Raw genomic sequence first — 24,185 nt, forward strand, 5'->3', positions numbered from 1 at the left:
AGAGGTCACACCCGTTCCCATACCGAACACGGAAGTTAAGCTCTTCAGCGCCGATGGTAGTTGGGGGTTTCCCCCTGTGAGAGTAGGACGTCGCCAGGCCCAAGGTCGTTGCCAATAGGTAATGGCTTTTTTCTTTGGTTATTTTTAGCTTCTTGCCTTATTGTTGGCTACTGTAAAACGTATGTTTTTAAATCCTGAGAATGAATCTAATTTTAAAAGACGACATTTCGTTCAATTTCGAATGAAATGTCGTCTTTTTCAATATCTAACTCTAGATAATTTTTCCGTTCTGTACAATTTCAACCGTTATTTAAATAAGTAAATCCAATAAGCTAACGTCTTTAAGGCATGGCTTACGGAATTTTGAGGAATGGTTTGGTGTGTTTACTATCGAGAGAGTTGTTGATTCGGAGTGTGGATTGAAGATCGCTTGGCGCTCTGGGGTTGCCTCTGGCCCTAAGCCTGGATTAGCGCTTCGCATCCAGTCTTACGGCTTCGGCTACCCCGTTGCCGCGCCTTCGCTGGGGTGTTCATAATTGAGAGAGTTGTGATTTTCAGATGTATGGACTGAGATTATAATGTGATTCCTATTTGATACAAATTTTATTCAAGAAAGATGCATTACAGATTGCAGGTCTAATCCCTGATAACGAAATGTGCTTTCTTACACGGACTATCCAGCGCAGGAGCGTCTTCTTTCTGGCTTATCGCGGGAGGCATCCATAAAGTGTCGAAGCAATATTGGTAGGATTTTCAGTTCGTTCCATATAATAGGGAATTATTTAATCGCATTATCGCTCGGTTTATATACACTTTTTCCGGAAATTTCAGCCGATATGCTACACCTCTATTTAAACTCTATCGGAATATCATCGGCACTTGTAATTCAATCACTCGAAGATATATGGACCTATTCTTAATGTCTTGAAATCGGAGTCTATCAACGATAGGATGAAGTTACGCAAAAGAAAGGGATGGTTATTTTGCAAATGGTGCTCATTATCTTTGCCATCAATATCGTGTACGTAACATTTTTCACGGTACGCATGATTATGACTTTAAAAGGGTATAGGTATATCGCTGCGGTAGTGAGTATGGTGGAAGTTGTCGTTTATGTTATCGGTCTTGGTTTGGTACTGGATAATTTAGATGAAATTCAGAATTTAATTGCATATGCAATCGGTTATGGTTGTGGTGTAATTATAGGTACGAAAATTGAAGAGAAAATGGCGCTGGGTTATATTACGGTGAACGTAATCACCTCAAAGGAAAATTTGAAATTACCGAGTATATTAAGAGAAAAAGGATACGGAGTTACAGATTGGTCAGCAAATGGCCTAGATGGTGATCGAACATCCATGCAGATTCTAACTCCGCGTAAATATGAATTGAAGCTATACGTTACAATAAAAGAAATAGACCCAAAAGCTTTTATTATTGCCTATGAAGCGAAAACCATACATGGCGGGTTCTGGGTGAAGAGCGTAAGGAAAGGAAAGTTATTTAAGTGAGTAAAAATAAGACGATGTGGTATGAAGTTAAAACGGATGAGACGATTGAAGAGTGCTTGAAGAGAATGACGGATGACGGGTATACAGTTGCTGCTCGAAAGGAAGAGCCGCTGTTTGAAGAGGTAAATGGTGAATTTATACCTATCAGGCAGGTTATCAAATTCAAAGGGATACGAACAGAAGAATAAAGCAGCTTAAAGACGAACGATTTAAAAGTATAATATATTATTGTTCGTCTTTTATCGTTGACGAATGCGCTAGAACTTGCTAAAATACAAGTAGTAAATACGAATCCCCATATATGCTGTGGAATTGGCCACAGTGTTTCTACCAGGACACCGTAATGTCCGGACTATGCGGGAAAGCGACTTTCAAGAATGTTAGCGAAAGGTGTGTGGGTACCAATGGGTACATTCATCTTAACGCATATTTCAACGTCCTCGAATGGCCGGCTTTTCATGCATTTGAAAAGCAGTCTATTCGAGGTTTTTTAATTACTTGAGAAATTGGGGAAACTCGTATTGTTGGCAACATCAAACATGGATTATTTGTGATTGAACCTCGACACATTTGTATTTGGAATTTAACAGTTATCTAAAAAAATAGTGGATTGGACTATATGGTCGTATCATATGCCGATCCTGATTTGTAACAAAGAACTTCACTTCGTGCGCTTATCTCGCGCCTGCTACATCAAAGACGGCGCATTGCGCTTTTCCAATAAAGGAGCGGATTAAATTTGGAACCGAAAATCGGTGTTATTATGGGAAGTAAAAGTGATTGGGAAACGATGAAGCATACGTGTGATATTTTGGACGAACTTGAAGTCCCGTATGAGAAGAAAGTTGTCTCCGCGCATCGTACTCCTGATTTCATGTTTGAATATGCTGAACAAGCGCAAGATAAAGGTCTGGAAGTTATTATCGCAGGAGCAGGCGGCGCGGCACATTTGCCGGGGATGGTTGCAGCAAAAACATTACTACCTGTTATCGGTATTCCTGTTCAATCAAAAGCGCTAAATGGGATGGATTCTCTGCTATCGATTGTCCAGATGCCAGGCGGTGTTCCGGTTGCTACTATGGCGATTGGGAAAGCGGGTGCTGTAAATGCAGGTTTGCTTGCGGCGCAGATGCTCGGAGTGCATGATTCAGCTTTAATGAAACGTATTGAAGAACGCCGCGACAACATGCGTGACGCGGCATTAGAAAGCAGTGGTGACTTACTTTGAAAACAATTTTACCTGGACAAACGATAGGGATTATTGGCGGTGGTCAGCTTGGCAGAATGATGGGACTTGCAGCAAAAGAAGCGGGTTTCAAGATTGCTGTGTTGGATCCAGTTATGGATTCACCCTGTGGACAGATTGCTGATATCCGTATCGTTGCGCCTTACAATGATGAAGCGGCGCTTCAAGAACTTGGTGAAGTGAGCGATGTCATCACATATGAATTCGAAAATATTGATTACGAAGGACTCAAACGACTTTCTGAAATTGCACATGTACCTCAGGGAGCTGAACTTGTCCGGATTACGCAGAACCGAATAATCGAAAAATCTGAAATCACTGCATCAGGTGTACCTGTTGCGAAATATGTTACGGCACAGACATTCGAAGAACTAACGATGAAAATTGGTGACATTGGCTTCCCATGTATCGTCAAAACAGCATTCGGCGGTTATGACGGTAAAGGCCAAGTGAAAATTGATAAAGAACAAGATCTTCACTTGGCTGAGTCACTCTTTACGCATTCGGCATGTATTGCGGAAGCATTTGTCCCGTTCACAAAAGAAATATCCGCTATCATTCAGCGCAATGCAGAAGGACAGTCCTATTGTCTTCCAATTGCTGAAAATATTCATAAACACCATATATTGCATGAATCAATCGTGCCAGCTAGAGTTCTCGAAAGCGTTTTGGTACGAGCTGAAGAAGCAGCAACAAGAATTGCAGATCATCTCAACTTAGTCGGAACACTAGCCGTCGAAATGTTCGTTTTAGAAAACGGCGAAATTGTTATAAATGAATTGGCACCACGTCCACATAACTCGGGACATTATTCCATTGAGGCATGTAATATTTCTCAGTTTCATCAGCACGTCAGAGCTGTTTGTGGGTGGCCTCTACGCAAACCAATTTTGTGGGCACCTTCAATTATGGTGAATGTACTTGGTGAACATGTCGCGCCACTAACAAAAGTGGTTAAAGAGCATCCTGATTGGTCCATCCATTTATACGGTAAGGCAGAGGCAAAGGAAAAGCGTAAAATGGGGCATGTTACTATCATGACCAACAGCATTGAAAAAACGCTGGAAGAGATTGAAGCTACAAGCATCTGGTCATAATTCGAGGATGGTATTGATGATATATCCATCCGGTTACGAGAGTGGTCTAGTCAAAACAGATGCAACTTGCTGGAGCCATAGATTTTGAAAGAAGTCCATTTCCAGGAACAAATTAAACTAATTTTATTTGGGAGGAAAAAAACATGACTAAAGTAAACGTATACGTAACACTTCGTGAAAGTGTTGTTGATCCACAGGGAATCACAACGAAAGATGCACTTCAAACATTAGGCTTTAAAGAAGTCGAAAGCGTACGTATTGGCAGATTAATCGAGCTAGAAGTAGACGGGTCAGCTACAGATATCGATGCACGTGTCAAAGAAATGTGCGAAAAGCTTTTAGTCAACGAGGTCATTGAAGATTACCGGTACGAAATTGGGGAGGTCGCGGTCAAATGAAGTTCGCTATTCTTGTTTTCCCAGGATCGGGCTGTGACATCGACATGCACCACGCGGTAAATAATGTTTTAGGCTATAAAGTAGAGTATGTCTGGCATACAGAAGCGATTCTTGATGGATTTGACGCAGTACTCATTCCGAGCGGAGCATCATATGGAGATTATCTGCGACCGGGTGCATTAGCACAAAGTTCACCTGCAATTGCTAGTTTGAAGGCATTTGCTGCAACAGGGAAACCAGTGCTTGGCGTGGGTAACGGATTCCAAATTCTTGCCGAGGCAGGCCTTTTACCAGGAGCTTTCTTGCGCAATAAAGGATTGAAGTTCAGATCAGGTAAAACGAAATTGACTGTCGGAAATGTAGATTCTATATTTACAGCAGGCTATGAAAAAGGGCAAGAAATTACAATTCCATTTGCTCATGAATATGGCAACTACTATGTTGACGAAAAGACAGTAGAAGATTTAAAAAATAATAACCAAATCGTATTTACATATGCGGACGGCAATGCAGATGGTAGCACAGCAGATATCGCAGGCGTGTTGAACGAAACGGGCAATGTACTCGGCATGATGCCACTTCCTGAACGTGCAGTAGAGGAAATCATCGGAGGAACAGACGGATTGCTTCTATTTAATTCAATCTTGAAAAGGTGGAGTGAAAATAATGTCAGCCAAGCATGAACCGAACGCACAACAAATTAAAGATGAAAAATTATATTTGCAAATGGGAATGTCTGACGCAGAATTTGAACGTGCAGAAGAGATGTTAGGACGCCTTCCAAACTATACGGAAACAGGCCTGTTCTCGGCACTATGGTCTGAACATTGTTCATATAAAAGCTCAAAACCGGTACTTCGTAAATTCCCAACTGAAGGTGCGCGTGTTCTTCAAGGGCCAGGCGAGGGTGCTGGAATTGTTGATATCGGTGATAACCAGGCAGTTGTGTTCAAAATGGAATCACATAACTCTCCATCTGCCATCGAACCATTTATCGGCGCGGCAACAGGTGCCGGTGGGGTTCTACGTGATGTATTCTCAATGGGGGCACGCCCAGTAGCACTCGTCAACTCCCTACGTATTGGGGAATTATCGAATGCACGTGATCGGTATTTATTCGAAGAAGCTGTGGCAGGTATGGCAAGTTACGGTAATGCAATTGGAATTCCTACAATTGCTGGTGAAGTACAGTTTGACAATTGTTATTCAAAACGTCCTTTAGTTAATGCAATGGCTGTTGGCCTATTGAACCATGAAGATATTCAAAAAGGTGTCGCTGCAGGCGTTGGCAATACAGTTATGTATGTAGGTGCAACAACGGGGCGCGATGGTATACATGGTGCAACGATGTCTTCAGTGGAAGTAGCTGTTGAAGAAGAAGAAGCGGAACTACCGGTTATGCAGGCGGGAAATCCTTTCCTAGAGAAACTTCTAATGGAAGCATGCTTGGAGCTTGTGAAATCGGATGCACTTATTGGTATTCAAGATATGGGTGCTGCCGGGCTAACATCTTCTGCTGCTGAAATGGCATCTAAAGCAGGATATGGCGTGGAACTGAACTTAGATTTAGTACCGCAGCGTGAAGAGGGAATGACAGCATACGAAATGATGCTCTCGGAATCACAGGAGCGGATGCTTGTTGTTGTGAAAAAAGGCCGTGAACAAGAAGTGACCGACCTATGTGCGAAATATGAGATTGAAGCAGTTTCGATAGGTGAAGTAACAGACGATAAAATGCTACGTCTTTTTCATAAAGGTGAAGTGGTTGCGGAAATTTTAGCGGATACTTTAGCAGAAGATGCACCTGTTTACCATAAGAAATCTGAGGAACCAGCTTACTTTAGAGAATTTCAAGCTATGGAAATGACAGAGCCTGTAGTGAATAATGTGCATGAAACGTTAAAGGATTTGCTACAACGTCCGACGATTGCATCGAAAGAATGGGTTTATAACCAATTTGATACGCAAGCACGTTCAAATACAATCGTTGCACCAGGTTCTTCCGCAGGTGTCATTCGTGTTAGTGGAACGAATAAAGGACTCGCAATGACGTCTGATTGTAACTCTCGTTTTGTGTACCTAGATCCGGAAACGGGTGGTAAAATTGCAGTCGCGGAAGCAGCACGTAACATTATTTGTTCAGGTGCAGAGCCGATTGCAATAACAGATTGCTTAAACTTTGGTAGTGCAGACAAGCCAGAAGTATTTTGGCAACTTGAGAAATCTGCAGAAGGAATCTCAGAAGCATGTCGTAAGCTGAATGCACCTGTAATTAGTGGGAACGTTTCCTTATCAAATGAAGTGAACGGCGTTCCAATCTATCCAACACCTACGATTGGTATGGTTGGTATTATTCACGATTTAACACATGTAACAACTACTGAATTCAAACGCGCAGGCGATGTTATCTATGTTATCGGCGAAGCAGCACTTGATTTTGGTGGCAGTGAATTGCAACAAATGACGGAAGGTAAGATTTTCGGACAAGTACCGTCAATTGAACTAGATGTTGAAGCGGCACGCCAGAAAGAACTTCTTACAGCAATCCAAGCAGGGCTTGTACAATCTGCAACGGATTTGTCAGAAGGCGGTTTCGCGGTAGCGCTTTGTGAGAAAGCTTTTGGAGCAGAAGGCCTTGGAGCTGGCGTTACAGTTTCAGGATCGGCAGTAACGGCTTTATTCAGTGAAACACAATCACGTTTCTTGGTTTCGGTTAAAGAAGAAAATGCAGTAGCTTTTGAAGAAGTTGTAAAAAATGCGATTAAAATTGGTGCAGTAACGGATAACAACCGCATCATTATCAATGGTAGCGATGGAAGTACGTTAATCGATGGTATGGTTGATGAATTACGATCCGCTTGGAGAGGGGCTATTCAATGCTTGCTGAACTCAGAGGCTTAAATGAAGAGTGCGGCGTGTTTGGTATATGGGGCCATGAAGAAGCGGCGCAGATGAGTTATTATGGTCTGCACGCACTGCAACACCGAGGGCAAGAAGGAGCCGGAATTGTAACAAAGGAAGGCAAAAAGCTTCGAGTCTTAAAAGGCGAAGGTCTTGTCAATGAAGTTTTTGCTGGCGATAAAATAAATGATTTAAAAGGGAATTCTGCGATTGCACAAGTCCGTTATTCATCGGAAGATGGCCGCGGAGCTGAGAACGTCCAGCCACTAGTTTTCCGTTCAACGACGGGAAGTCTTTCTATCGCACATAACGGTAATATTGTAAATGCGGTCGAACTGCGTGAACATCTTGAGCGCCAAGGTAGCATTTTCCAAACAAATTCAGATACAGAAGTACTGGCTCATTTAATCAAGAAAAGCGCTGGAGCTTTAACCCAGCGCGACCGTGTGAAAAAGGCGCTGTCTATGTTAAAAGGTGCATTTGCATTTGTCATTTTAACAGATGACGGGTTAATGATTGCACAGGATCCAAATGGGCTCCGTCCACTTTCTCTTGGGAAAGTGGGGGATGCATGGGTTGTTGCATCAGAAACATGTGCGTTCGATATTATTGGTGCGGAATGGATTCGCTCCGTAGAGCCGGGAGAACTAATCATGATTAATGATAGTGGTCTTCAGTCTGAACGTTTTGCACCAGCTGCAGATTCTGCCATGTGCTCGATGGAATATGTTTATTTTGCACGTCCTGATTCGGATATTGACGGTATAAATATTCACTCGGCACGAAAACGTTGTGGTAAGCGACTTGCACGTGAAGTACATATCGAAGCGGACGTCGTCACAGGTGTCCCCGATTCAAGTATTTCAGCGGCTATTGGATTTTCTGAAGAAAGTGGAATTCCCTATGAACTTGGACTCATTAAAAACCGGTATGTAGGACGGACGTTCATCCAGCCATCACAGGAGTTACGTGAAAAGGGCGTGAAGATGAAACTTTCTCCAGTTCGTCAAGTTGTGAACGGTAAAAGGGTTGTTATGGTGGATGATTCAATTGTTCGCGGTACAACGTCGAAAAGGATTGTCAATTTGTTGAAAGAAGCGGGTGCGACGGAAGTTCACGTTGTGATTGCATCACCACCGCTTGTCAGCCCGTGTTTTTATGGCGTTGATATAAGTACAGATTCAGAATTGATTGCGACGAATAGGTCAATTGATGAAATCCGTGAAATCATCGGTGCAGATTCACTGACGTTTCTATCTCCTGAAGGAATGCTTGAAGCAATTGGCCGGCCGGATAATACAAAAAACTGCGGACAATGCCTTGCTTGTTTCACTGGAGAGTATCCGACTGAAATCTATTCAGATACTGTAATGCCACACGAAAAAGAAAATGTTAGATAGGAGTGAATTTCACATGTCAAAAGCGTATGAAAATGCAGGGGTAAATATCGAGGCTGGCTACGAGTCAGTTGAACGGATGAAATCGCATGTTGCTCGTACTGCTCGTAAGGGTGTAACGGGAACTTTCGGCGGTTTTGGTGGCATGTTCGATCTTTCTGCACTCGAATATAAAGAGCCAGTTCTTATTTCTGGTACTGATGGTGTTGGAACAAAGTTGAAACTAGCGTTCATGGCTGATAAGCATGACACGATTGGTATTGACTGTGTCGCTATGTGTGTAAATGATATCGTGGCGCAAGGTGCGGAACCTCTATACTTCCTTGACTATATTGCGCTTGGAAAAGCTGTACCCGAAAAAGTTGAAGCAATTGTTAAAGGAATCGCAGATGGCTGTGTGCAATCAGGAGCGGCTTTGATAGGCGGAGAAACGGCAGAAATGCCAGGTCTATATGAAATCGACGAGTATGATCTAGCTGGTTTTGCTGTTGGTGCTTGTGAAAAGAGTAAAGTGGTTACTGGGGAAAAAGTTGTAGCTGGCGACGTTCTTGTCGGAATTGCTTCAAGCGGTATTCATTCGAACGGCTATTCACTTGTCCGTAAAATCGTAATTGAAGATCAAGGCTATGAAATTGATGGTCTTATTGCTGGATATGAAGAGCTTGGAACAGTTGGCAACGCACTTCTTGAACCAACGAAAATTTACGCAAAGCCCGTTCTTCAAATGCATAATGAACTTGATGTTCACTCAATGGGTCATATTACAGGCGGTGGCTTCTATGAAAACCTACCGCGTATGCTAGTTGAAGGATTCGGAGCAGAAATCGACTTAGGTTCATGGCCAGTACTTCCCGTTTTCAACATGCTAAAAGAAAAAGGCGAACTACAAGATAAAGATCTATACAGCGTATTCAATATGGGTATCGGATTTGTGATTGCGCTTCCTGAAGAACAAGCGAATGCTGCCCTGAAAATTGCAGCCGAGCACGGGGAAGAAGCGTTCATTATCGGACGTGTTATTGAAGGTGAAGGCGTCACGTTTATAGGAACACATGACGGAAGTCTTGCCAAATGAATTCAAAAATAAAGATTGCCGTTTTCGCATCTGGAAGCGGTAGTAATTTTGCAGTTATTGAAGAAGCATGCCGTAAAGGTGAGTTGAACGCTGAAATTGTACTTATGGTTACCAACAAGCCGGAAGCGTTTGTTGTTGAACGTGCTGAAAAAGGTAGTATTCCAGTCGCAGCATTTCGACCGAAAGATTTCGAAACGAAAGATGCTTACGAAGAAGCAATCTTACATGCACTTCAAGAATCGGGGGCAGAGTGGCTTATCCTTGCGGGGTATATGCGTCTTGTGGGTCCAGTACTATTGACGGCTTATCCATCACGCATCGTTAATATTCATCCGTCACTGCTCCCCTCGTTTCCAGGGAAAGATGCAATTGGGCAAGCCATTGCACATGGTGTGAAAGTAACAGGTGTCACAGTTCACCTTGTCGACGAGGGAATGGATACGGGACGAATTCTCGCACAGTGTGCTGTCGATGTCGTCGATGGCGATGCTGTCAAAACGACTGAAGCGATTCACGCTGTTGAACACAATTTATACAAAGATACATTAAACGAACTTTTTAGCCATTAACTTTTTTACAGGTCATATTCAAACTAATTGGAGGGTTTTATTCGTGAAAAAACGTGCATTGCTCAGCGTGTCGGACAAAAGTGGTATTTTGGAGTTTGCGAAAGCATTGGAAAGTCTTGGCTATGAACTGTTATCTACAGGCGGTACGATGAAACATCTTGCGGACAATGGTGTCGCAGTAACGGCAGTAGATGCAGTAACAGGATTCCCGGAAATTATGGAAGGCCGCGTGAAGACGCTTAACCCATTGATTCATGGAGGACTTCTTGCAAAACAGGACGACCCTTCTCATATATCACAAATGGAAGAGCATGGCATCCAGCCGATTGACGTCGTTTGTGTAAACTTGTATCCGTTTAAAGAAACAATCTCAAAACCGGATGTAACCAACGAAGATGCAATCGAAAATATCGATATCGGTGGACCGGCAATGCTTCGTGCTTCTGCGAAAAACCATGCCTACGTTACAGTTATCGTCGATGCAGCAGATTACGATCAAGTACTTTCCGAAATAAAAGCAGACGGTAAAACGACACTTGAAACGCGCAGACGTTTAGCAGCTAAAGTCTTCCGTCATACAGCGGCATACGATGCACTTATTGCCGGTTTCTTGACTGACCTTACAGGCGAAGAATTCCCGGAGCAGGTTACGTATACATATGAACTAAAACAACCGCTTCGTTACGGAGAAAATCCACACCAAAAAGCAGCTTTCTATAGCCGACCACTTGGTTCAGATTTCTCGATTGCATATGCGGAACAATTACACGGCAAAGAGCTTTCATACAACAATATTCAAGATGCGAACGCGGCTATTCAAATCATCAAAGAATTTGATAAAGCGGCTGCAGTAGCAGTAAAACATATGAATCCATGTGGTGTTGGAACAGGAGAAACAATTTTCGATGCGTTCAACAAAGCATATGAAGCAGATCCAATGTCTATCTTCGGTGGCATAATTGCATTAAACCGCGAAGTAGATGCTGCAACTGCTGAAAAATTATCAGGAATTTTCCTTGAAATTATTATTGCGCCTGCATTCACAAGTGAAGCAGTTGAAATCTTAACGAAGAAGAAAAATATTCGCTTGATGACGATTTCGTTTGATCAAAACAAAAAAGACAGATGGAATACAGTATCTGTTGAAGGCGGACTGCTCATACAAGAGCCGGATACATACGGGTTTGCGGATGCAGACATTCGTGTTGCAACAGACCGTCAGCCGACGGAAGCTGAGTGGGAAGCGATGAAACTTGGTTGGGCAGTTGTTAAACACGTGAAGTCCAATGCAATCGTCGTAACAGATGATCGTATGACGTTAGGTGTTGGAGCTGGGCAGATGAACCGTGTTGGAGCCGCGAATATCGCGCTAACACAAGCTGGCGAACGCGCGAAAGGTGCAGCACTTGCATCTGATGCATTCTTCCCGATGGACGATACTGTCGAAGCTGCTGCGAAAGCGGGCATTACGGCAATTATCCAACCCGGTGGCTCAGTGAAAGATGAAGATTCGATTAAAAAAGCGAACGACTACGGCATCACGATGGTGTTCACGGGCGTACGTCATTTCAAACACTAAGGAGCGAAGTACATTGAATATACTCGTTATCGGGAGCGGTGGCCGCGAGCATGCGATTGCCAGACAGTTCAATGTCTCCCCTTCAGTTTCAAAAGTATTTGTAGCGCCAGGCAATGATGGTATGAAAAAGGACGCTGAATGTGTGCAAATCGACGCGTTGGATTTTGAGGCACTAGTTTCATTCGCCAAAGAGAATGATGTGAACCTGACATTTGTCGGTCCTGAACAACCACTAGCGGAAGGTATTGTTGATTACTTTGCTGAACACGGATTAACAGCGTTCGGTCCAACAAAAGCGGCTGCGCTAATTGAAGGAAGTAAGTCATTTGCGAAAGAAATTATGACGAAGTATGCTATTCCAACGGCTGCGTACGGAACATTTACCGATGCAGAAGAAGCGAAAGCGTTTATCCGTGAAAATGGTGCACCAATTGTGGTTAAAGCAGACGGACTTGCAGCTGGGAAAGGTGTTATCGTTGCGATGACACTCGAAGAGGCACTTGGAGCGGTCGATGATATGATTGGCAACCAGAAGTTCGGCGAATCATCGTCACGTGTCGTTATCGAAGAGTTTCTGGACGGCGAGGAGTTCTCTTACATGTCGTTCGTCCATGGCGGTCAGATTTACCCGATGGTAGTCGCACAAGATCATAAGCGGGCGTATGACGGTGATAGAGGACCGAACACGGGCGGTATGGGTGCATACTCACCGGTTCCACAAATTTCGGATGCAATTGTGAAAGAGGCATACGATAAAGTCGTTGTTCCGACTGTTGAAGCAATGGCTGCAGAAGGAACCCCCTTTACAGGTATTTTGTATGCGGGACTTATTCTCACAGAAGATGGACCGAAAGTGATTGAATTCAATGCCCGCTTCGGCGATCCTGAAACACAAGTCGTCCTACCACGGATGGAATCGGACTTTGGAGAATTCATGACTGCACTGATGTCCGGCAAACCTTTTGACTTGAAGTGGGATGACAAAGCGATGTTAGGCGTTGTCATTGCGGCGGATAGATATCCGGGAGATGTCGTGAAGGGTGCGGCTTTGCCTGACCTTGATATTTTGTCAGCACAAGAATTAGAAGTCTTCCATGCAGGTACAAAATCAAATGGCACTGGATTCGCTGGCAATGGCGGTCGGGTACTCTTGATTACAGCAAAAGCAGATACATTAAAAGAAGCGCAGGAGAACGTCTACAAAGGCTTGTCTCAATTAGAATGGAACGGATTCTTTTATAGAACAGATATTGGCTGGCGCACGTTTGAATGAGTTAAACATATAAGATGGCAGGACACTAATCTGAATCCCGGACATACATTAATTGGTCTGGGGTTCGGATTTTTAAGTTAATAAAGAGTCCCTTCTAATCTACTTAGGTTCTAGAAGATGACTCACGTCGTAGGCTCACCTGCTAGACTACTAGTTTCATAGCTTCGGTGACCTAGATTTCTAGCGCTAGATGCTAGATGCTAGATGCTCGTGGTCGCAAGCCAACCTAACTAGGAATGATTGACTGTATCTTTCTCTAGGAAGAATTGACATGTATCTTTTCCAATCAAAAAGTGCACGTCGTCAACCTTTCTTATGCTAGTCGCACCTACCCGAGCGCTTTCAACTTTTCCTGTTAGCCCTTGGAAGGCGCCTAAGCTCAGTTTATAAAGCGTATGTTTTACTTCAGCTGTATAGATGGAAAATAAGTCAAACCGGATGAGGTGCACTTATGGATAGCACATACAAAGGTAACGATAAATTAATTCTAGGTCTCGTACTAGGGATTATTACATATTGGCTGTTCGCCCAGGCGTTATTGAATACGGTCCCGGACATTCAAAAAGATTTGGGTGTGGATGTCAGTACGATTGGGATAGGAATTAGCATTACCGCACTATTTTCAGGTGTATTTGTTGTCGTTGCAGGCGGTTTTGTCGATCGTTTCGGAGCAATGAAACTGACGGTCATCGGACTGGTTCTAAGTATTGCGGGCTCGGCGTTACTAATTATGGCACACAGTACGCCCCTCTTCATTGGCGCACGGGTCATACAAGGATTTTCGGCGGCGTGTATCATGCCTGCGACTCTTTCAATTGTAAAAGCTTATTATGACGGGGAAGCCCGTCAACGTGCGTTAAGTTTCTGGGCGATTGGATCTTGGGGAGGCACAGGCATTTGTTCGTTGGCCGGAGGTGCAATTGCGACATCGATGGGATGGAGATGGATATTTGTTTTTTCCATCGTTGTAGCTGTCATTTCACTCGTGTTGCTGAAAGGTACACCGGAGACGAAGACGGTGGCATCTAGCAAGAAATTTGATTATGTAGGTCTTGTGCCTTTTATTGTCGCAATGATCAGTTTGAACCTCGTTATTACTCGGGGGAGCTCGTTCGGGTGGATGAGTTGGATTACTATGTCATTGATTATACTCTTTGTATTGTCAGTGATTATGTTCTTTATAAACGGATTCAAAAAAGGGGACGATAGTTTTATCGATTTCTCCATCTTCAAAAACCGGGCTTATTCGGGTGCGACGTTGTCGAATTTTTTATTGAACATGGTAGCTGGTTCTTTAATCATCATCAACACATACCTTCAATTAGCGAGAGGGTTCACTTCATTCCAGTCGGGGCTACTGTCAATCGGTTATCTTATTTGTATTATGATAACAATTCGAATAGGGGAAAAAATGATAAAAAAAGTCGGTGCAAGGAAGCCAATGATGATTGGTCCGTTGATTACAAGTATCGGCATTGCGCTCATGACGCTCACTTTTTTGGGGGATCTAGCTTATACCATTGCAGTCATCGTTGGTTTCATTTTTTTTGGAACAGGACTCGGCCTCTACGCGACGCCTTCAACAGATACGGCTGTTTCAAATTCGCCGGCTGAGAAGGCGGGGGTTGCAATAGGTATTTACAAAATGTCGAGTACGCTTGGCGGATCGACCGGAATCGCGGTCTGTGCAAGTGTCTTCGGCGTATTATCAATCAGCGACAGTGCAGATTTTGCAGCGATGATTGGATTAGGAATTTGTGCAGCATTTTGCATATTGTCCATGCTGTCAGTGGTTTTTACAACACCTAAGGATTCGATGGGCTCTTAAAGAATAATAGACACAGGCTTTTCCGAATATCGGAAGAGCCTGTGTCTATTTCAAGTTAGAGAACACTTGAATTTATCTGATTGAAAGAACACGGTTATAGGAGTCATTTAGTAATCTATACTAGCAAGAACATTAGAACTGAAGGGTGAAAAACCTCTTTGTTTATTGATAAAAGCAAAGGGATTGTCCTGTTTATTCAGCTTTACAAATCCACCCGCCAAACATATTCGTCGTGAAAAACTTAGCAATCTCCCCAAAACCAGCTTCCTGAAGTAAACGGACAATCTCCTCTTCGGGAATGAAGGAAAGCTTCCGAACGGTTTTTTCCATTTCATCCACTTCGGTTGTAGTCATATTTGTTGTGTCTAGCCAGTATGCTTTCCATAGTGAGAATAACGCATCGAATGCTGGATCATTGGAATTGCCGAACATCGTCGCGATGACGAAAGGTGCTCCCGGTTTTAGACGTTGTCGGATACTCTTCAATTGCCGCAGTTTATCATCAACATCAGCTATGAAATGTAGGACAAGCATGCATGTCGCTGCATCATGAAGATGGCTTCTTCCAACTTTATCGATTGTGCCTTCAATGAATTCCACGCGGTCTGCCATATTTAACTGATTTGCTTTCATTCTAGCAAGTTCGAGCATAGGTGCGGCGGGATCGACAGCGGTGAATGTCCATGTCGGATTAGCAGGTCCAAACGTAGCGAGTTCGGTGCCACCGCCAGCTCCAACCACAAGGATGTTTGGCCGCGCAGTTGTATTTGCTCGTAAATACGTTTGGACGAGTCTAAACATGGAGTCATACGTCGGTAATGTTCTCCGCACCCCTTTGTCATACTCTGTTGCCATTTCTTCATTGAATTCCATTTTGTCCGTCATCAAATCAAATCCAATCATCTGTAGTAATATCTATTTCGTCAAAAAAGGGTTAAATCCTTTATTGAGGTAAGCCCGTCAGAGTCTTCTAGCTCCTATTTATTTCAGCAATGCTATGCTACGATAAATAGTATGAATAGTTCAGTAAAAGGGAGAGAGTATTATGTGGGAATCCAGTGAAATAAAAGAACAACTACATATGATTGACGGCAAGAAAGCACCGGACATCATTATCACCAATGCAGAGTATTTACATTCAATCTATAAGAAATGGATGAAGGGAAACATTTGGATTGCTGGCAATCGCATTGTGTATGCTGGGAAGGAAATGCCAGTAATGCTGGAGGGGGCAGAAATCGTCGATGCATCGGGAAAGAAAATTGTTCCCGGCTATATTGAACCACATGTTCACCCGTTTCAATTGTACAATCCAGGGACATTCGCAGAATATGCGGCGCAGCTTGGAACGACAACATTCATTTCTGATAATCTAATATTATTTATGTCACTAAAAAACGAAACATCATTTGCGCTTCTTGATAAGATGAATGAATTGCCATTTTCATTTTACTGGTGGGCTCGATTTGACTCGCAGACCTTTCTACAAAATGAAATGGAATTATTTAATTTGGAAGCAATTAAAGAGTGGATTGAACGCCCTGAAGTATTGCTAGGGGGAGAACTGACAGGTTGGCCGCGGCTGATAGCTGGGGAGCCAAATATGGTCGCATCCGTGCATGCTGCAAAAGTTGGTGGTAAGAAAATAGAAGGTCATTTACCCGGTGCCTCTGAGCGCACACTTGCACGTATGCGTTTGCTTGGAACGGATGGGGATCATGAATCGATGACTATTGAAGAAGTGGAAGCCCGGTTGTTACACGGTTACGGAGTGACGCTTCGGCATTCGTCCATTCGACCTGATCTTCCGCATTTATTAAAAGACATTGTTGACAAAGAACTCAATGTGTTTGATCATCTGATGATGACAACGGATGGGTCGACACCTTCGTTTCACATTGATGGGGTTATGGACAAATGTATTCGTGTCGCGCTTGAAGCAGGTGTTCCACCAATCGATGCTTATCAGATGGCTTCTTATAATGTAGCGCGCTACTATGATATGACTGATTTACACGGAGTCATTGCGACTGGCCGTTATGCGACGCTAAATATCCTTGAAGATGAATTTAGTCCTGTGCCAACGGATGTTTTATCGAAAGGAAAGTGGTTGAAACGTGAAAACAAATCTGCAGAACCATTCCCGGCTATCGATTGGTCATTTGTAGAACCGTTCGTTCCTGACTTTGATCTTAACGAAAATGATTTCATATTTGAAGACTCGATTGGAATTGAAATGGTTAATGATGTAATAACGAAGCCATATAATGTGACAATCGACACAAAGGTTGAAACATTGGCAAGTGATCATGATGAAAGTTTCCTAATGCTTATTGATCGAAATGGGAAATGGCATATGAATACAATTATTAAAGGGTTTGCTACAAATATTCAAGGTTTTGCAACCTCTTATTCGAATACAGGAGATATTATTTTAATCGGAAAAGAAAAAAGAGAAATGCACAACGCCTTTAAAGAAATTAAGCGGATTGGGGGCGGCATGGTGCTGTCTGAAAACGGAGTGGCAATCGCGACAATCCCACTACCGATAGGCGGGGGATTATCGGCAGAACCGCTCCCTATATTGATTGGACAGGAACTAGAATTGAAAAAGGCACTTGCAGATCGAGGATACACGAAAGGCGATGCTGTCTATACATTCCTGTTCCTCCAATCTACACATCTGCCCTATATCCGCATCACACAGATGGGACTGTATGATGTTATGAAAAAAGAAATAATCATTCCGGCTACCGGAAGATAGGGGACAAGAATGGAGAAGAAAATGAGGGGATTGTTAGTTTCCATAGTAATCGCAATGTTGCTGCTGTCAGCTTGTTCAACAAAAGAGAAGGCGGAAGATACGATACCCGTCGTAAAAGAGGATGAAAATCCAGTAATCGTTGAAGAAGAGCCGGATCTATTGTATAAGTCACCGTTCACCGGAGTATTCACAGAAGAGGAGAATACCCGTCGCCCGGTTCTTGCGACAATTAATAATCATCCTTTAGCAAGGCCTCAGTCTGGCATAAGTGATGCGGATATCATTTATGAACTTGCAGCGGAGGGAAATATTACAAGACTATTGGCGTTATTCCAAAGTGAGTTGCCTGAAGAAATAGGTCCCATCCGCAGTGCGAGAGATTACTTCATTCATATCGCGAAAGGGCTTGATGCTTTTTATGTTGCCCACGGTTATAGTCCAGATGCTAAACAGCTGTTGCAAAGCCGCTTTGTTGATAATGTAAATGGTATGCAATATGACGGAACGCTTTTCCATCGATCGAGAGAAAGGATATCGCCACATAACTCCTATATATCAGGAGATAATGTGCTCGCTGCTATGGAAAAAACAAATTCACCAATAGAAATGTCATTAATCCCAGTATTTTCTTTCCATGAGACAATTGAAAGTGCTAAAATAGGAGATATTGCATCTATGCTCGTCGTTCGAACGGGTACCGATCCGGACTTTACGAGCACCTACGCCTACGATGGAGAACTAGGGACATACAATAGGATGGTAAATGGAATATTGACTGTTGATAAATTCGGGGAAAAACCGGTTGCGCTTGCCAATGTTATTGTGTTGGAAACCGCATTTCGTACAATCGATAACGTCGGAAGACAGTCGGTTGACATCGAGTCGGGCGGCAAAGGAATGTTGTTCCATGCAGGTATTGCAAAAGAAATTGAGTGGGAAAATATTGATGGGATCCTAACGCCAATGGAAAATGGTGTTCCGGCTCAACTTGTTCCAGGAAAGACATGGATTCATATTGTTTCTACCCAACCTGGAATGGCAACGAGTGTTACTTATACCCCTTAAAGAATTCATTCAGAGAGAGGGAGACATATGCAAATTGATAAAATCCGTGGTCATCAAACGGATCAGCTTTTTAAAGCGATGCTCGAATTAAAAGACCTCGATGAATGTTATGCGTTTTTCGACGACATCAGCACCATAAGTGAATTACAGTCGCTCGCGCAGCGGCTCGAAGTGGCACAAATGCTTATGATGAAAAAGACGTACGATACGATTCAAAGTGAGACAGGTGCCAGTACAGCGACGATTTCTAGGATTCGACGCTGTGTTGACTATGGTTCAGGAGGATACGGAAAAGTGCTTGGACGATTATATCCCCAGGCGAATGAAGAAGCTGAAACAGCAAAAGAAACGAAATAAGCTTTAATCAGACTTTGAACACTTTATACTTTCAAGTTTAACCGGACAGAGAAAGAATCTGACCGGTTTTTTTGGTATACTAAAACAACGAACATTAAAAGATTGGGTGGTAAGACATGGATTTCACTATATGGCGTCATGCCTTCAAATTAGATCCCGAAAAAACAGTGACCGACGAACAGTTAGAACTGCTTGCCGAGTCAGGAACAGATGGTATTATCGTTGGCGGAACAGATGGGGTTACACTTGATAATATACTTGACTTACTCGTTCGAATTAGAAGGTATTCCGTTCCTGTTGCACTTGAGATATCGACAGTTGACTCCGTTACGCCTGGATTCGATTATTTTTTGATACCGACAGTGCTTAACTCAACAAAAGTGGAGTGGATTAATGGAATTCATCATTCCGCTCTCCGTGAATACGGTCATATGATGAACTGGAACGAAATTCAAACGGAAGGGTATTGTATTATGAATCCCGACTGCAAAGCGGCGAAATTGACCGGCGTGACGGATGTGCCTGACGAAGAAGATGTAATCGCTTATGCTCGCATGGCAGAACATCTTTTCAAACTACCGGTATTTTATCTGGAATACAGTGGCAAGTACGGTGATCCTAAAATTGTGGAAGCAGCATCACGTGTACTAGAAAACACACGTCTTGTATATGGCGGTGGGATTAACAACGCCGCAAAAGCCATAGAGATGGCAGAAATTGCGGATACAGTTATCGTTGGCAACATCATTTATGAAGATTTAAATGCAGCATTGTCAACAGTCGATGCAGTGAAATCGGTTTCCCGCTAAGACAATACGGTGTATAATAAAGAACAAATGTTCCGAGAGGGCGATGTAAATGAACAAAATAGCTGAAGATTTACTAATAGGCATGAATCCCGAACAAGCAAGAGCAGTGAAGAAGACGGAAGGTGCTCTTCTCATTATGGCGGGTGCAGGTTCTGGTAAAACACGTGTCCTGACACATCGTATAGCCTATTTAGTCGTAGAAAAAAATATATATCCATCCAATATACTCGCGATTACATTTACGAACAAAGCGGCTCGTGAAATGCGCGACCGTATCGACGGCTTGCTAGGTGCAGGTACGGGTGAACGAATGTGGGTTTCTACTTTCCACTCGATGTGTGTACGGATACTGCGTAGGAATAGCGACAGGATTGGTATTTCTAAATCCTTCTCGATTCTAGATTCAGCCGATCAATTATCGGTTATTAAAAGTGTTTTGAAATCGTTGAACCTTGATGCGAAACAATACGAGCCAAGAACAATGCTAAATGCGATTAGTTCCGCAAAAAACGAATGCATTGATGCAGAAATGTACCGTTCGCAAATCAATTCCCACAACCCTTATGAAAAGACGATTGCGGATGTATACGATGGCTATGCAAAACGGCTGCGTCAAAACCAATCGCTCGATTTTGATGATTTAATTATGATGACACTCGTATTATTCGAACGGGTACCGGATGTCCTAGAATTTTATCAAAACAAATTCCAGTATATTCATGTCGATGAGTATCAGGACACCAATAACGCACAGTACAGACTTGTTAATATGCTAGCGGCAAAATTCAAAAACTTATGTGTTGTCGGAGACTCTGATCAGTCCATCTACAGATGGCGCGGTGCGGATATCGGCAATATCCTATCCTTTGAAAAGGACTATAATAATGCTGAAATGATCATGCTTGAGCAAAACTATCGCTCGACGAAACGAATCTTGCAAGCGGCCAACGACGTCATAACAAATAACAAGACCCGTTACGATAAAAAGCTACGCACGGATAATGACGAAGGTGAATCAATCTATGTGTACAAAGCGAGCGATGAAAAAGATGAATCGCAGTTTGTCGTAGGTAAAGTTATTGAATTGCAAGAGCAGGAGAAACTAAAGCTCGATCAATTTGCAGTCCTATATCGTACGAATGCACAATCGCGTGTTATTGAGGAATACCTTGTAAAATCAAATCTCGATTACACAATCGTCGGCGGCACGAAATTCTATGAACGAAAAGAGATTAAGGACTTACTTGCTTACTTAAAACTTATTTCCAACAATGATGATGACCTTGCGTTAGCCCGAATTATTAATGAGCCGAAGCGTAGTATCGGTGCTACTTCATTCGATAAAATGGCGCGCTTCGCAATTGAACACGACCGCTCCGTTTTTGACGCATTACAGGAAGTCGACTTTATGGGAATCACCTCAAGAGCTGCAAATGAAGTTGCCAAGTTCCGTGAACTTATTGCAGGCTTCACTCAAATGAAGGAATATTTATCAGTAACTGAACTTGTTGAGCAAGTGCTCGATAAATCTGGCTACCGTGAAATGCTTCACCGTGAAAAAACAATTGAGTCAGAAAGTCGTCTGGAAAACATCGAAGAGTTCCTATCCGTCACAGAGTCTTTTGAAAAACGTGCAGAAGAAGATACTGGCGATAAATCATTACTCGCTTTCCTGACAGATCTTGCACTCATCGCTGATATTGATTCACTAGATAAAGAAGAGAACAAATCCTCGGAAAAAATCGTCTTAATGACAATGCATGCAGCAAAAGGATTGGAGTTCCCTGTTGTATTCATAATTGGGATGGAAGAAAATGTCTTCCCTCACTCTCGTTCGATGGGTGATGACGAGGAGATGGAAGAAGAGAGACGTCTCGCTTATGTAGGTATTACACGTGCAGAACAAAAACTATATTTATCCTCTGCTTCTTATCGAACACTTTATGGACGTGCAAGCTATAATAGCCCGTCAAGGTTCATAGCAGAGATTTCGGAAGACATCACGGAAATGCTCTCTGCAAACTCCGGATTCTCCATCGGTGGTGGAAGCAAGGCTATACCTACTCGATCAGCTGTTAAAAAACCTGTATATAAAACGAGTGGTGGAGACAAAATGGGATGGAACCCGGGCGACAAAGCAGTTCACAAAAAGTGGGGGACAGGTATGGTTGTTAGCGTGAAAGGGATGGGCGAAGAAGTCGAACTGGATATCGCATTCCCACAACCGGTCGGTCTCAAGCGATTACTGGCAAAGTTTGCACCAATTGAAAAAGCTTAATAGAGAAGGAGAGAGTAAATCGATGGATCGAGTGGGACTTGAAAAAAGGGTGGAAGAATTGAATGACCTTCTTCATAAGTATGGCCATGCTTATTATGTGCTCGATAAACCACTCACTTCTGACGCGGATTATGACCGTTATATGCAAGAACTACTAGCCATTGAAGCAGAAAACCCTGACCTTATTTATCCGGATTCGCCGTCGCAACGCGTTGGAGGCGAGATATTAAAAGGATTCGGGAAAGTCGTCCACGAGTTTCCGATGCTCAGTCTATCCAATGCATTCAATGATGAAGAGTTAAGAGAATTTGACAAGCGGGTGAAAAGTGCGGCCGGGCGGGATGTTTCATATATTTGTGAATTAAAGATAGATGGGCTTGCCATCTCGCTTAGATATGTCGACGGCAAGTTTGTCCAAGGATCGACACGTGGAGACGGGACTGTTGGAGAAGATATAACGGCAAGTCTAAAGACAATCCGGACAATTCCACTGCGATTGAAAGAAACTGTTTCTATTGAAGTCCGTGGCGAGGCCTATATGCCCAAGAAGTCATTTGTGAACTTAAATGCAAAGCGTGACGAATCTGGTGAGGAACCGTTCGCTAATCCGCGCAATGCAGCTGCAGGTTCACTTCGTCAGCTCGACCCGAAAATAGCGGCCAGTCGTAACTTGGCGATATTCATCTATGGAATCGGCGGCGATGGCAGTGCATATGGACAGGACAGCCATTCAGATTCACTCAATTACCTTGATAGTCTAGGGTTTGAAACGAATAAGGAACGGCAGCATTGCAACACTATAGATGAGGTAATCGATTATATCGAGAAATGGGTGGGAAACCGCTTAAATTTAGCATATGAAATTGATGGGATTGTTGTAAAGGTTGATAATTTTGAAGATCAGGAACAGCTTGGTTTCACGGCAAGAAGTCCTAAATGGGCGACTGCATATAAATTCCCTGCAGAAGAAGTAGTCACATTATTGCTAGATATTGAGCTTAGTGTCGGGAGGACAGGTGTTGTTACTCCTACAGCGATACTGGAACCGGTTCAGGTCGCAGGATCGACAGTGGGTCGTGCTTCTCTGCACAATGAAGACCTCATAAAAGAGAAAGATATTCGAATCGGAGACACAGTTATTATCCGTAAGGCAGGGGACATCATTCCCGAGGTCGTTGCGCCAATTATAGAAAAACGGACTGGTGATGAAGTGCCTTTTGATATGCCGGAAAACTGTCCAGTCTGCGAATCCGAATTGATTCGGATTGAAGGAGAAGTAGCACTCCGATGTGTTAATCCACAGTGTCCTGCACAAATGAAAGAAGCAATCATTCATTTTGTGTCCCGCAACGCAATGAATATTGAAGGCATCGGCGAACGGGTAGTCGACCAATTGTATAACGCGAATCTGGTTCACGATGTCTCAGATCTATATACGCTGACAAAAGAACAGTTGCTGGAGCTTGAGCGGATGGGTGAAAAATCCGTTTCCAATTTGTTAACAGCAATCGAAGCATCGAAAGTAAACTCTTTGGAAAAAATGCTCTTCGGGCTTGGCATACGTCATGTAGGTGTAAAAGCGGCGACTATCCTTGCGGCGGAATTTGGTACACTTTCTGCATTAATGACAGCTGATGTGGAGCGACTCATAACAATCCATGAAATCGGTGACAAGGTTGCTGATTCAATTACTACTTATTTCAGCAAAGAAGAAGTGCTTGAAGTACTTCGAAAGCTGGAATCATACGGATTGAATATGGCATACATTGGGCGAAACAGGCAAGACGTTCCGACAGACGGGGTTTTCTCAGGAAAGACTGTCGTGCTAACTGGGAAATTGACTATTTTGACGCGTGGCGAGGCGAAAGAGAAAATTGAAGCGCTTGGTGGAAAAGTGAGCGGCAGTGTTAGTAAAAAGACAGATCTCGTTATCGCGGGGGACGATGCCGGCTCTAAATTGGCAAAAGCCGAGGAGCTTGAAATTACAGTGTGGAATGAAGCGGAGTTGATTGAAGCGCTTGGCGAGAAGGAGTAAGTT

Annotated in this window: 20 protein-coding genes, 1 rRNA gene and 1 riboswitch; of the genes, 20 read left to right on the forward strand and 1 reads right to left on the reverse strand. The window is 43.2% G+C overall.

All coding sequences use genetic code 11. The annotated features are described in order from the left end of the window. The 14 genes from rrf to AC1TO4_RS13170 all read left to right on the forward strand — a co-directional run. A 5S ribosomal RNA gene (gene rrf / locus AC1TO4_RS13105) occupies positions 1-99 on the forward strand; the annotation flags it as partial. Positions 100-974: 875 nt separating this feature from the next. Next, positions 975-1,511 (forward strand): DUF2179 domain-containing protein, encoded by a 537-nt coding sequence (locus AC1TO4_RS13110; RefSeq protein WP_482105700.1) that lies wholly within the window; start codon positions 975-977, stop codon positions 1,509-1,511. Then, complete coding sequence (locus AC1TO4_RS13115) at positions 1,508-1,699, forward strand: NETI motif-containing protein (protein ID WP_482105701.1); 192 nt, start codon at positions 1,508-1,510, stop codon at positions 1,697-1,699. Before AC1TO4_RS13110 ends, AC1TO4_RS13115 begins: the two co-directional genes overlap by 4 nt. Before the next feature lie 87 nt (positions 1,700-1,786). Further along, positions 1,787-1,886: riboswitch (purine riboswitch) on the forward strand. Between the two features lie 364 nt (positions 1,887-2,250). Beyond that, the gene (gene purE / locus AC1TO4_RS13120) at positions 2,251-2,739 is read left to right on the forward strand and encodes a 5-(carboxyamino)imidazole ribonucleotide mutase (protein ID WP_482105702.1); all 489 of its coding nucleotides are present in this window, start codon (positions 2,251-2,253) and stop codon (positions 2,737-2,739) included. Then, positions 2,736-3,854, forward strand: coding sequence for a 5-(carboxyamino)imidazole ribonucleotide synthase (purK, locus tag AC1TO4_RS13125; protein ID WP_482105703.1), 1,119 nt, complete (start codon positions 2,736-2,738; stop codon positions 3,852-3,854). The genes purE and purK overlap by 4 nt, the downstream gene beginning before the upstream one ends. A 143-nt stretch (positions 3,855-3,997) precedes the next feature. Then, positions 3,998-4,252, forward strand: a complete 255-nt coding sequence (gene purS, locus AC1TO4_RS13130) for a phosphoribosylformylglycinamidine synthase subunit PurS (RefSeq protein WP_482103043.1) — start codon at positions 3,998-4,000, stop codon at positions 4,250-4,252. Further along, positions 4,249-4,935, forward strand: a complete 687-nt coding sequence (gene purQ / locus AC1TO4_RS13135; protein ID WP_482105704.1) for a phosphoribosylformylglycinamidine synthase subunit PurQ — start codon at positions 4,249-4,251, stop codon at positions 4,933-4,935. Before purS ends, purQ begins: the two co-directional genes overlap by 4 nt. Then, a complete protein-coding gene (gene purL / locus AC1TO4_RS13140) occupies positions 4,919-7,153 on the forward strand; it encodes a phosphoribosylformylglycinamidine synthase subunit PurL (protein WP_482105705.1) in 2,235 nt (744 codons plus the stop codon). Before purQ ends, purL begins: the two co-directional genes overlap by 17 nt. Then, positions 7,129-8,553, forward strand: a complete 1,425-nt coding sequence (purF, locus tag AC1TO4_RS13145) for an amidophosphoribosyltransferase (RefSeq protein WP_482103040.1) — start codon at positions 7,129-7,131, stop codon at positions 8,551-8,553. The genes purL and purF overlap by 25 nt, the downstream gene beginning before the upstream one ends. Before the next feature lie 13 nt (positions 8,554-8,566). Continuing rightward, complete coding sequence (gene purM, locus AC1TO4_RS13150) at positions 8,567-9,625, forward strand: phosphoribosylformylglycinamidine cyclo-ligase (RefSeq protein ID WP_482105706.1); 1,059 nt, start codon at positions 8,567-8,569, stop codon at positions 9,623-9,625. Beyond that, entirely contained in the window at positions 9,622-10,194 is a 573-nt protein-coding gene (gene purN, locus AC1TO4_RS13155) for a phosphoribosylglycinamide formyltransferase (RefSeq protein ID WP_482103038.1), read from the forward strand. The genes purM and purN overlap by 4 nt, the downstream gene beginning before the upstream one ends. A gap of 43 nt (positions 10,195-10,237) precedes the next feature. Next, the gene (gene purH / locus AC1TO4_RS13160) at positions 10,238-11,773 is read left to right on the forward strand and encodes a bifunctional phosphoribosylaminoimidazolecarboxamide formyltransferase/IMP cyclohydrolase (RefSeq protein WP_482105707.1); all 1,536 of its coding nucleotides are present in this window, start codon (positions 10,238-10,240) and stop codon (positions 11,771-11,773) included. A gap of 13 nt (positions 11,774-11,786) precedes the next feature. After that, positions 11,787-13,046 carry a phosphoribosylamine--glycine ligase gene (gene purD, locus AC1TO4_RS13165; RefSeq protein WP_482105708.1) on the forward strand — a complete coding sequence of 420 codons (1,260 nt, stop codon included), beginning with the start codon at positions 11,787-11,789 and terminating at the stop codon, positions 13,044-13,046. Between the two features lie 451 nt (positions 13,047-13,497). Beyond that, entirely contained in the window at positions 13,498-14,874 is a 1,377-nt protein-coding gene (locus AC1TO4_RS13170; protein ID WP_482105709.1) for an MFS transporter, read from the forward strand. 192 nt (positions 14,875-15,066) lie between these two features. Here the strand turns inward: AC1TO4_RS13170 and AC1TO4_RS13175 are convergent, their stop codons facing one another. After that, positions 15,067-15,759, reverse strand: coding sequence for a class I SAM-dependent methyltransferase (locus AC1TO4_RS13175; RefSeq protein WP_482105710.1), 693 nt, complete (start codon positions 15,757-15,759; stop codon positions 15,067-15,069). 160 nt (positions 15,760-15,919) lie between these two features. On the opposite strand from AC1TO4_RS13175, the gene AC1TO4_RS13180 reads away from it, so the two are divergent. From AC1TO4_RS13180 to ligA, 6 genes are all read left to right on the forward strand, one after another. Next, positions 15,920-17,638, forward strand: a complete 1,719-nt coding sequence (locus AC1TO4_RS13180) for an adenine deaminase C-terminal domain-containing protein (protein ID WP_482105711.1) — start codon at positions 15,920-15,922, stop codon at positions 17,636-17,638. A 9-nt stretch (positions 17,639-17,647) separates the two neighbouring features. After that, the gene (locus AC1TO4_RS13185; RefSeq protein WP_482105712.1) at positions 17,648-18,703 is read left to right on the forward strand and encodes a DUF3048 domain-containing protein; all 1,056 of its coding nucleotides are present in this window, start codon (positions 17,648-17,650) and stop codon (positions 18,701-18,703) included. Positions 18,704-18,730: 27 nt separating this feature from the next. Further along, positions 18,731-19,060 carry a YerC/YecD family TrpR-related protein gene (locus tag AC1TO4_RS13190; RefSeq protein WP_482105713.1) on the forward strand — a complete coding sequence of 110 codons (330 nt, stop codon included), beginning with the start codon at positions 18,731-18,733 and terminating at the stop codon, positions 19,058-19,060. Positions 19,061-19,176: 116 nt separating this feature from the next. Beyond that, a complete protein-coding gene (gene pcrB, locus AC1TO4_RS13195; protein WP_482105714.1) occupies positions 19,177-19,869 on the forward strand; it encodes a heptaprenylglyceryl phosphate synthase in 693 nt (230 codons plus the stop codon). A gap of 49 nt (positions 19,870-19,918) precedes the next feature. Beyond that, on the forward strand, positions 19,919-22,147 hold the full coding sequence (pcrA, locus tag AC1TO4_RS13200) for a DNA helicase PcrA (protein ID WP_482105715.1): 2,229 nt from the start codon (positions 19,919-19,921) through the stop codon (positions 22,145-22,147). 22 nt (positions 22,148-22,169) lie between these two features. Further along, positions 22,170-24,182, forward strand: coding sequence for an NAD-dependent DNA ligase LigA (gene ligA, locus AC1TO4_RS13205; protein WP_482105716.1), 2,013 nt, complete (start codon positions 22,170-22,172; stop codon positions 24,180-24,182). Positions 24,183-24,185: the final 3 nt, after the last annotated feature.

Source organism: Sporosarcina sp. Y838 (assembly GCF_056786515.1).